Source organism: Streptomyces sp. SID5643 (assembly GCF_009872555.1).
Lineage (GTDB): Bacteria > Actinomycetota > Actinomycetes > Streptomycetales > Streptomycetaceae > Streptomyces > Streptomyces iakyrus.
This window is the reverse complement of sequence record NZ_WWIC01000285.1, coordinates 1-9,482: the sequence shown is the minus strand read 5'-3', so window position 1 is coordinate 9,482 and position 9,482 is coordinate 1. Positions and strand designations below refer to the sequence as shown.

The following is a 9,482-nucleotide window of genomic DNA, read 5'->3' as shown; positions in this document are numbered from 1 at the left end:
ACGGGGGCGGCGACGGGCGGGGCCGGCGGCTGCACGGGGGCAGGCGGCGGGGTCACCGGCTGGGGCGGGGCGGCGGCCGGCTCCTCCACCGTGACTCCGAAGTCCGTGGCGATGCCCGCGAGGCCGTTGGCGTATCCCTGGCCGACGGCCCGGGCCTTCCACTGGCCGCCTCGCTGGTAGACCTCCACGATGACCAGGGCCGTCTCACTGCCGAGCTGCGGCGGTGTGAACGTCGCCAGGACGGCGCCGTCGTCCGCGTTGCGGATGGTGGCCGTCGGCTCGATGCCCTGGAAGGTCTGGCCCGCGGCGTCCGGGCTCGCCGTGACGACGATCTTCTCGATGCCCGGGGGCAGGGCCGCCGTGTCGACCACGATCGCGTCGGGCGCGCTGCCGCCGCCCGAGCGGTACGTCACGCCGGGGCCCGACGGCTGGTTGTAGAAGATGAAGTCGTCGTCGGAGCGCACCTTGCCGTCGGCGGTGAGCAGCAGGCCCGATACGTCGAGCCGCACCGGGGCGGCGACGTCCACCGTCACGCGGGCGGCGGACAGGGGGATGTTCGAGCCGGGGGTCATAGCTGTCATGCCGGGTGAACGAGCGAGGCGGTTTTGCCGTTCCCTTACCCTGCGGCCAATCGGGTCACGGCGATCGCGGGGGCCTCAGCGGCGATTGCGGGGGTGGTCGCGGGCCGTGCGCTCGTTGCCCCGCTTGTAGTTGCCGGTCCAGCGGGCCATGACGAGCTGGGGGTCGGTGGTCTCCACCTCGGCGAGGAACCGGTCGGCCCGGGGTCCGTTCAGGGTGGTGGCGGGGCGGCCGTGGTGGCTGATGCGGACGGTGCCGCCCGCGTGCTGCTCGTAGGTGAATCCGTGAGGTCTCGGCATGCGGTGAGGGTACGAGGCGGGGAGCAGGCGTCCCAGCGAATTTCGCCCGCCCCCGCCCGCGGTGGGTGCTCCCTCCCTACGGCACGACGACGATCTTGCGGCCGACCCCCGCCGCGAACTGCTCCAGCGCCTGCGGATACCGCTCCAGCGGGACGCGGTCGCTGATGAAGACTCCGGGGTCGAGGACGCCGTTGGCGAAGAGCTCCGCGGCCCGCTCGAAGCTGTGCAGCACCGCCATCGAACCGGTGATGGTGATCTCCTGGTTGTAGATGCGGTACGGGTCGATGCTCACGCGCGTCGCGTAGTCGGCCACGCCGAACTGCAGGAAGGTGCCCGCTTTCGCCACCCGGTCCAGGCCGTCCTGGATCGCCGCCGCGTTGCCCGTGGCGTCCACGACCAGGTCCCAGCCCTGGGGGCGGTCCAGTTCGTCCGGGTTCGCCGCCGCCGCCGAGACACCGAGGCGGCGGGCCGTCTCCAGGCGGGCCGGGTTCACGTCGACGACGTCCACGCTCGCCGCGCCCGTGCGCTTGGCCAGCTCCAGCATCATCAGGCCCATGGTGCCGGAGCCGTAGATCAGCACGTGCGCGCCGAGGCGGGACCGGAGCACGTCGTAGCCGCGCACCGCGCAGGAGAGGGGCTCGACGAGCGCCGCGTCCTCGGTGCGGACGTGGTCGGGCAGCTTCACGCAGTTCGCCACCGGGGCCAGGGCGTACCGGGCCGCGCCTCCGGCCGTGGTCACGCCGATCGCCGCCCAGCGTTCGCAGAGGTTGTTGTGGCCGGTACGGCAGTAGCGGCACTCGTAGCAGTAGAGGGACGGGTCGACGGCGACCCGGTCTCCCACCGTCACCTCCGTGACCCGGGTGCCGACCCCGACCACCTCGCCCGCGAACTCGTGCCCGGGCACGATCGGCAGCTTCGGGGCGAACTCGCCCTGGAGGATGTGGAGATCGGTTCCGCACAGGCCGCAGGCCGCGACCTCGACCACGACCTCGCGCGGGCCGGGCGTCGGGTCGGGGACCTCGGCGACGACGACCTTGCCCACGGACTCGATGACGGCGGCCTTCATTTCACGGCTCCCAACGACAGGCCCTGGACCAGCTTGTCCTGGGCGGCGAACCCCGCGGCGAGCACCGGCAGGGAGATGACGAGCGACGCGGCGCACACCTTCGCCAGGAACAGGCCCTGGCTGGTGATGAAGCCGGTCAGGAAGACGGGGGCGGTCTCGGCGACCACACCCGTGAGCACCCGGGCGAACAGCAGCTCGTTCCAGCTGAAGATGAAGCAGATCAGCGCGGTGGCGGCGATACCGGGGAGGGAGATCGGGGCGACCACGCGCGCGAGGATCGTCGGCAGCCGGGCTCCGTCCACCTTCGCGGCCTCGATCACCGCGACCGGGATCTCGGCGAGGAAGGACTGCATCATCCACACCGCGATCGGCAGGTTCATGGAGGTGTAGAGGATGACCAGCAGCCAGATGTTGTCGAGCATCCCGGCGTTCTTGGCGAACAGGTAGATCGGCAGCAGGCCCGCCACGACCGGCAGCATCTTCGTGGACAGGAAGAAGAACAGCACGTCCGTCCACTTGCGGACCCGGTTGATCGACAGGGCGTAGGCCGCGGGGAAGGCCAGCAGCAGGACCAGCAGCGTCGACGCCACGGACGCCACCGTGGAGTTGATCAGCGCCGGCCAGGGGCTCGCACCGCCTCCGGCGCCGAAGAACTCGCGGTAGCCGTCCAGGGTCAGGGCGGCCGCGAAGGACGGCGGGTTGGTCGCCGCGTCCGTCTCCGAGTGGAAGGACGTCAGCGCCATCCACGCGATGGGCAGGAAGAACGCGATGCCGAGCAGCCAGGCCAGCAGGCCCAGGCCCGCCCCCTTGCCACCGACCCGGCGGGCATGTGGTGCGGTCGTGCTCATGCGCGGGACACCTCCTCGCGGAACAGGGACGACACCACGCGCAGGGCGAAGGTCGCGATGACGATCGAGCCGATGACGACCAGGACGCCCGCGGCCGAGGCGAGGCCGTTCTCGTGGGCCTGGTAGAAGCTCTGGTAGACGGTGTAGGGGAGGTTGGCGGTGCCGAGGCCGCCGGAGGTGATCGTGAAGACCGCGTCGAAGTTCTGGACGATGTAGATCGAGCCCAGCAGGGCGCCCAGTTCGAGGTAGCGGCGCAGGTGCGGGAGCGTCAGGTGGACGAAGATCTGCCAGTCGCTCGCGCCGTCGACCCGGGCCGCCTCGATCTGCTCGTGGTCGCGGCTCTGCAGGCCGGCGAGCAGGATCAGCATCATGAACGGCGTCCACTGCCAGACGAGGGACGCCTCGACGGCGAGCAGCGGGGTGCTGGAGATCCAGTCGGGCTGTGGCCCGCCGACATAGTGCAACAACCCGTTGAACAGGCCGTATTCAGGGTTGTAGAGCACATGCTTCCAGAGCAGAGCCGCCGCGACCGGCACCACCAGGAACGGCGCGATCAGCAGCGTCCGCACGATGCCCCGGCCGCGGAACCGCCGGTCCAGCAGCAGGGCGAGGACCAGCCCCAGCACCAGGCTGGCCAGCACCACGGCCACCGTCAGCAGCACGGTCGTCCACACCGAGTGGCGCAGGTCCGGGTCGGTGAGGACCTCCTGGTAGTTGTCCAGCCCGGTGAAGTGCCGGGCGTCCGGGTAGAGGCTGTTCCAGTCGAAGAAGGAGATCACCAGCGTGGCCACGAAGGGCAGCTGGGTGACGACGATCATGAAGATCAGGGCGGGCAGCAGCGGGGCACGGGTGGCCCAGGCGCGCAGCCGGGCCGAGGGGCGGCGGGCCGGGGTGCCCGTCCGGGGTGCGGCCACGGGGGCCGTTGTCGTGGCGGTCATCGTCCCTCGTACTCCTCGGAGATCTTCTCGGCGAGCGCCTGGGCCTTCTTCAGGGCCGACTCGACGGACTGGCGTCCGGCGATGGCCGCGCTGATCTCCTGGGAGACCTTGGTGCCGAGGTCGGTGAACTCGGGGATGCCGACGAACTGGATGCCGGGCGCGGGTCGCGGCTGTACGCCGGGGTCGTTCGGCCGGGCCTGCTCGATGGCCTTCTTGGTCATCTCCTGGAAGGCGGCGGCCTCCTTGCGGTAGTCGGGGTTGGCGTACGTGGAGGCCCGCTTGCCGGCCGGGACGTTCGACCAGCCGACCTTGTCGCCGACCAGTTCCTCGTAGCCCTTGCCGGAGGCCCAGGAGACGAACGTCCAGGCGTCCTCCGGGTTGCGGGAGGCCTTCTGGATGCCCCAGGCCCAGGTGTAGAGCCAGCCGGAGGACCCGGTCTTCTCGACGGGGGCGGGGGCGTAGCCGACCTTTCCCTTGACCGGGGAGTTCGCCGCCTCCAGGGAACCGGCCGCGGAGGTGGCGTCGTACCACATGGCGACCTTGCCCTGGGTCATGTTGTTCAGGCACTCGGCGAAGCCGGACTGGGCGGCGCCGGACTCGCCGTGTTCGCGCACCAGGTCGACATAGAACTTCGTCGCCTTTTCGAAGGCGGGGGAGTCGAGCCGCGCCTTCCAGTCCTGGTCGAACCAGGTGCCGCCGAAGGTGTTCACGACCGTCGTCAGCGGTGCCATCACCTCACCCCAGCCGGGCAGGCCGCGCAGGCAGATGCCCTTCATGCCGGGCTCGGCGCCGTCCGCCTTCGCGGCGAGGTCCGCCACCTGCTGCCAGGTGGGGTGCGCGGGCATCGTCAGGCCCTTCTTCTCGAACACGTCCTTGCGGTACATGAGGAAGGACGACTCGCCGTAGAAGGGCTGGCCGTACAGCTTGCCGTCGTCCGCGGTGAGGGACTGGCGCATCGGCTTCAGGACGTCCTGCTCGTCGTAGGCGGGGTCCTTCGCGACGTAGCCGTTCATCTCGTGCAGCCAGCCGTTGCGGGCGTAGATCGGTATCTCGTAGTTGGACAGGGTGGCGACGTCGTACTGGCCGGCCTGGTTGGCGAAGTCCTGGCTGATCTTGTCGCGGACGTCGTTCTCGGGCAGGACGGTGAAGTTGACCTTGATGCCCGTCTCCGCGGTGAAGTGGGCGCGGGTCAGCTTCTGCAGCTCGACCATCTGCGGGTTGTTGACCATGAGGACGTTGATGGCGTCGCCGCCGGATCCGGCCCCGCCCGCGCCGACCCAGCAGCCGGAGAGCAGCGGGGCGAGCAGCGTCCCTGCGGCGGCCAGGGCGAGCGGGGCTCGCGGTGGCCGTCGTCGGCTCTGGGTTCGCATGGATCGCTCCTGGATGTATAGGGAGATAAGGGGCATCGCAGGGCGTGCGAGCGCCCTGGGGGAGGTGGCCGGACGTGCGGTCAGACGCGGATGACCTGCGGTCCGAGCAGCGAGTAGCGGTGGGCCTCGGCGGCCGGCAGCAGGGTGCTCGTCACGATCGTCTCCAGCGTGCCGACCTCGGCGAACCGGCAGAAGCTGACCGCTCCGAACTTGGTGTGCACACCCGCGAAGACCACGCGCCGGGCGGCCCGGATCGCCTGTGTCTTGACCTCGCTGACGGCCGGGTCGGGGGTGGTGAGGCCGTGTTCGCGGGAGATGCCGTTGGCGCCGATGAACGCCAGGTCCACGACGAAGCCGGACAGCATCTTCGTCGTCCAGTGGTCGACGGTGGCGAGGGTGCCGCGCCGCACCCGGCCGCCGAGCAGCAGCACACAGACGTGCTCGGCCTCGGCGAGGGCGCCCGCGACCGGCAGGGACGCGGTGACCACGGTCAGCGGCCGGTCCCGGGGGAGCGCCTCGGCGATGAGCTGCGGAGTGTAGCCCTCGTCGACGAAGACGGTCTCGGCGTCGCCGAGCAGCCCGGCCGCGGCGGCCGCGACCCGGCGTTTCTCGGGGACGTGGCTGGTGGCCCGGAAGGCGAGGGTCGTCTCGAAGCCGGCGCTCTCCACGGGGTAGGCGCCGCCGTGGGTACGGCGGAGCAGGCCGTGGTCCTCAAGGACGCGCAGGTCCCTTCGTACGGTCTCCTTGGCGACGCCCAGTTCGGTGGCGAGGGCGGTGACGTCGACCGAGCCGTCCCGGCGCGCGGCCAGCACGATCTCGCGCTGGCGTTCTTCCGCGGTCCTGTTCATGGCCGTCACCCGCCTTCCTGCCGTGCTGCCCGTTCGGGCCCTCGGTCGGGCCTTGGGGGAAGTTCTACAGGGGGTGTTCCGTGCCGACCAGGTCTGTTGCGGGCGGGATCCTGCCCGGGTGTGCCCGTTCGGTCGTGCGGGTGTGCGCGGTGGCGGGCGGAGGCTGTGGGCGTGTGCGGGTGCGTTGTGGCTGGTCGCGCGGTTCCCCGCGTCCTTGAGGGCGCCTCCCCGCCGTCCGCGGGTCGTGCCCGGATGCCCGGGCGGGCGGGCCCGTTCTCTGCCCGCCCGCCCGGGTTCGGCTCTGTCCGGTCAGTACGGCCAGACCGGCGGATCCGTCACGAACTGGCCGCCCAGGTAGGCGTGCGCCTCGTTGCCGTCCTGCAGTTCGCCCTGCTCGGCGATGAGCTTCTCGGCGTACGGCTCGGAGTCGTCCTGCGGCTCGTAGCCGAGCGCCCGGGCACTGGTGAGGTCCCACCACAGCCGGGTGTTGGCGGAGGAGCCGTGTACGACGGTGTGGCCCACGTGCTCGGCGGTCAGGGCCGCGTGGAAGAGGCGGGCGCCGTCGGCGGGGCTCATCCACACCGAGAGCATGCGCACGCTGGTCGGCTCGGGGAAGCAGGAGCCGATGCGCACCGAGACCGTCTCCAGACCGTGCCTGTCCCAGTAGAGCTGCGCGAGATCCTCGCCGAAGCACTTGGACAGGCCGTAGAAGGTGTCCGGGCGGCGCGGGGTGTCGACGGGGATGAGCGCGCTTGGATCAAGAGGTGCGTCGCCCCGGGGGCGTGGGGTGTAGCCGACGGCGTGGTTGGAGGAGGCGAAGACGATCCTGCCGACGCCTTCTTCACGGGCGGCCTCGTAGAGGTGGTAGGTGCCCTCGATGTTGGCCTTGAGGATCTTCTCGAAGGGCGCTTCCAGGGAGATGCCCGCGAGGTGGAGGATCGCGTCGACGCCCCGCACGGCCTCGCGCACGGCGTCCCGGTCGGCCAGGTCGGCGGTGATCGCGCCGGGCTCGCCCTCCACCGGGCGCAGGTCCAGCAGGCGCAGGTCGTAGCCGTAGGCCGGGAGCAGGTCCCGCATCAGGGTGCCGAGGCCGCCGGCGGCGCCGGTGAGCAGGACGGTGCGGGGAGCGGGCATCCTCGGGTCTCCTTGATCGCCGGCCGTGCTGATCGCCAAGCGTGTACTGATCACCGCGCGTGCACGTGAGCGCACGGTATTCATATGCGTGGACACGCTAAGGAGCTGGGGCGGAGCCCGTCAAGTAGGTCGTGGAGAAGCGGAGAAGGTGAATCCGCAGGTACGTCGCGGATGGGCGCGCTTGACCGGCGCCCAGGCGGCACCTTAGCGTGGTGTTGTTCAGAAATATAGACGCCAATCATGAATATAGAACCGGGAGAGCTTGTGACGCCAGCCCCTCTCGCCACACGACTCGACATCCCCAGCGGGCCGCTGTTCTTCCCGGTCACCGCCTACGGACCCGACGGCTCCGTGGACCTCGACACCTACCGCACGCACGTCCGGCGCGGGGTGGAGGCCGGAGCCGCCGCCGTGTTCGCCTGCTGCGGCACCGGCGAGTTCCACGCGCTGACGCCCGAGGAGTTCGAGGCCTGCGTCCGGGTCGCCGTCCAGGCCGCCGACGGGCGCGTGCCGGTCGTCGCCGGCACCGGGTACGGCACCGCGCTCGCCGTGCGCTACGCCCGCCTGGCCGAGGCCGCCGGGGCGGACGGGCTGCTCGCCATGCCGCCCTACCTCGTCGTCGCCGGGCAGGAGGGGCTGCTGCGGCACTACCGCGAAGTCGCGGCGGCGACCGCCCTGCCGGTCATCGTCTACCAGCGCGACAACGCCGTGTTCACCCCGCGGACGGTCGTCGCCCTGGCCCGCACGGACGGGATCATCGGCCTGAAGGACGGGCTCGGCGACCTCGACCTCATGCAGCGCGTCGTCAGCGCCGTCCGCACCGAGGCTCCGGGGGACTTCCTCTACTTCAACGGTCTGCCGACCGCCGAGCAGACCCAGCTCGCCTACCGCGCCCTCGGGGTCACGCTCTACTCGTCCGCCGTGTTCTGCTTCGCGCCGGAGATCGCCCTCGCCTTCCACCAGGCCCTCAGGACCGGCGACGACGCCACCGTGGCGACGCTGCTGGACGGCTTCTACCGCCCCTTCGTCGACCTGCGCGACCGGGGCCGCGGCTACGCGGTCGCCCTGGTCAAGGCCGGTGTACGGCTGCGCGGCCTCGACGTCGGAGAGGTCCGGCCCCCGCTGCACGAGCCGAGCGGGGACCATGTGAAGCAGCTCGCCGAACTGATCGAGCGGGGCCACGCGTTGCTGGAGGAGGCCAAGTGAAGGCGTCGGCATTCGTCTACCCCTGGGACGTCAACGGGGACCCGGAGGCGCCCGCGCGGATCGCCGCACTCGGCGTGGAGCAGGTGACGCTGGCCGCCGCCTACCACTCCACCCGCGCCCTCACGCCCCGCCACCCGCGCCACCGCATCGTCACGGCCGAGCACGCCGCCGTGCTGTACCCGGCGGACGACCGCTGGAACGGGCGGGAGCTGCGCCCCTGTGCGGCCGGCGCCTGGGCCCCCGGGGACGCCTTCGGTGAGGCCGCCACCGCGCTCGCCGACGCCGGTCTCGACGTGCACACCTGGGTCGTCCTCGCCCACAACTCCCGCCTGGGCGCCGAGCACCCGGACACCTCGGTCGTCAACGCCTACGGCGACCGCTACCCCTGGGCGCCCTGCATCGCACAGCCCGCCACACGCGCGTACCTGACCGACCTCGCGGCGGAGGCCGCCGCCCGGCCCGGGGCGCGCGGCACCGAGCTGGAGTCCCTCGGCTGGTACGGGCTGCAGCACCTGCACGCCCACGACAAGACCGGCGGCGTGGGCCTCGGGGACGCCGGGCAGTACCTGATGGCGCTGTGCTTCTGCCCGTCCTGCCGGGAGGGCTACGGCCGGCACGGCCTGGACGCCGACCGGCTGGCGGCCGCCGTACGGACCGCGCTGGAACCGGTGTGGCAGGGAGCGCCCTCCGACGGAGCCTGGGCGGGCATCGAGAAGCTCCTGGGCGAGACCCTCGCGAACACCACGCGCGCGTACCGCGACGAAACCGCCCGCACGCTCCAGGAACAGGCCGTCGCGGCGGTCCGGGCGGCCGCTCCCGACGGCTTCCAGGTGCTGCTGCACGCGGACCCCGTGTCATACCACGTCGGCGCCAACCCCGGCGTCGACCCGGCGCACATCCTGTCCGTCGCGGACGGCGTGGTCGTCCCCTGCGCGGGCGGCACCGGCACCCTCACGCCGTTCGCGCGGCAGGAGCGCGAGGGCGCCGTCATCGCCGCCAACTTCACCGTCGTCTCGGGGATGGGCGGCAGCCCCGGCACCCTCGCCGCCGACGCCGCCGAGGCACGGCGGCTGGGCGCCACCGAACTCCGGCTGTATCACGCCGGACTGGCGTCCGACGACGACCTGGACACGGTCCGCTCCGCCCTCGCCGGGCGCTGAGACGGTGGGGTGGCCGTCACTGGTGGGGGGCGGC

General features: G+C 71.7%; 10 protein-coding genes. 2 read left to right on the top strand and 8 right to left on the bottom strand.

Annotated elements, in window-relative coordinates:
• The 8 genes from GTY56_RS31435 to GTY56_RS31400 form a co-directional block, all read right to left on the bottom strand.
• Positions 1-581, bottom strand: a 581-nt coding sequence (locus tag GTY56_RS31435) for a TerD family protein (protein WP_161368682.1), incomplete at its 3' end; no start/stop codon positions are given.
• Positions 582-656: 75 nt separating this feature from the next.
• A complete protein-coding gene (locus tag GTY56_RS31430; RefSeq protein ID WP_161368681.1) occupies positions 657-878 on the bottom strand; it encodes a hypothetical protein in 222 nt (73 codons plus the stop codon).
• Between the two features lie 76 nt (positions 879-954).
• Positions 955-1,944 carry a zinc-dependent alcohol dehydrogenase family protein gene (locus tag GTY56_RS31425; RefSeq protein WP_161368680.1) on the bottom strand — a complete coding sequence of 330 codons (990 nt, stop codon included), beginning with the start codon at positions 1,942-1,944 and terminating at the stop codon, positions 955-957.
• Positions 1,941-2,792, bottom strand: coding sequence for a carbohydrate ABC transporter permease (locus GTY56_RS31420; protein ID WP_161368679.1), 852 nt, complete (start codon positions 2,790-2,792; stop codon positions 1,941-1,943). The genes GTY56_RS31425 and GTY56_RS31420 overlap by 4 nt, the downstream gene beginning before the upstream one ends.
• Positions 2,789-3,730, bottom strand: a complete 942-nt coding sequence (locus tag GTY56_RS31415) for a carbohydrate ABC transporter permease (protein WP_107458681.1) — start codon at positions 3,728-3,730, stop codon at positions 2,789-2,791. Before GTY56_RS31415 ends, GTY56_RS31420 begins: the two co-directional genes overlap by 4 nt.
• Positions 3,727-5,100, bottom strand: coding sequence for an ABC transporter substrate-binding protein (locus GTY56_RS31410; RefSeq protein WP_161368678.1), 1,374 nt, complete (start codon positions 5,098-5,100; stop codon positions 3,727-3,729). The genes GTY56_RS31415 and GTY56_RS31410 overlap by 4 nt, the downstream gene beginning before the upstream one ends.
• An 80-nt stretch (positions 5,101-5,180) precedes the next feature.
• Complete coding sequence (locus GTY56_RS31405; protein WP_161368677.1) at positions 5,181-5,948, bottom strand: DeoR/GlpR family DNA-binding transcription regulator; 768 nt, start codon at positions 5,946-5,948, stop codon at positions 5,181-5,183.
• Between the two features lie 309 nt (positions 5,949-6,257).
• A complete protein-coding gene (locus GTY56_RS31400) occupies positions 6,258-7,082 on the bottom strand; it encodes an NAD-dependent epimerase/dehydratase family protein (RefSeq protein WP_161368676.1) in 825 nt (274 codons plus the stop codon).
• A gap of 264 nt (positions 7,083-7,346) precedes the next feature.
• Between GTY56_RS31400 and GTY56_RS31395 the strand changes: the two genes are divergently transcribed.
• Both GTY56_RS31395 and GTY56_RS31390 read left to right on the top strand, forming a co-directional pair.
• Entirely contained in the window at positions 7,347-8,288 is a 942-nt protein-coding gene (locus GTY56_RS31395; protein ID WP_161368675.1) for a 5-dehydro-4-deoxyglucarate dehydratase, read from the top strand.
• Positions 8,285-9,448 carry a hypothetical protein gene (locus tag GTY56_RS31390; RefSeq protein ID WP_161368674.1) on the top strand — a complete coding sequence of 388 codons (1,164 nt, stop codon included), beginning with the start codon at positions 8,285-8,287 and terminating at the stop codon, positions 9,446-9,448. Before GTY56_RS31395 ends, GTY56_RS31390 begins: the two co-directional genes overlap by 4 nt.
• Positions 9,449-9,482 lie beyond the last annotated feature (34 nt).

Excerpts from the sequence above, each read along its gene's own strand:
- GTY56_RS31430 (WP_161368681.1), bottom strand. The coding sequence starts at position 878 with ATGCCGAGACCTCACGGATTCACCTACGAGCAGCACGCGGGCGGCACC.
- GTY56_RS31425 (WP_161368680.1), bottom strand. The coding sequence starts at position 1,944 with ATGAAGGCCGCCGTCATCGAGTCCGTGGGCAAGGTCGTCGTCGCCGAG.
- GTY56_RS31420 (WP_161368679.1), bottom strand. The coding sequence starts at position 2,792 with ATGAGCACGACCGCACCACATGCCCGCCGGGTCGGTGGCAAGGGGGCG.
- GTY56_RS31415 (WP_107458681.1), bottom strand. The coding sequence starts at position 3,730 with ATGACCGCCACGACAACGGCCCCCGTGGCCGCACCCCGGACGGGCACC.
- GTY56_RS31410 (WP_161368678.1), bottom strand. The coding sequence starts at position 5,100 with ATGCGAACCCAGAGCCGACGACGGCCACCGCGAGCCCCGCTCGCCCTG.
- GTY56_RS31405 (WP_161368677.1), bottom strand. The coding sequence starts at position 5,948 with ATGAACAGGACCGCGGAAGAACGCCAGCGCGAGATCGTGCTGGCCGCG.
- GTY56_RS31400 (WP_161368676.1), bottom strand. The coding sequence starts at position 7,082 with ATGCCCGCTCCCCGCACCGTCCTGCTCACCGGCGCCGCCGGCGGCCTC.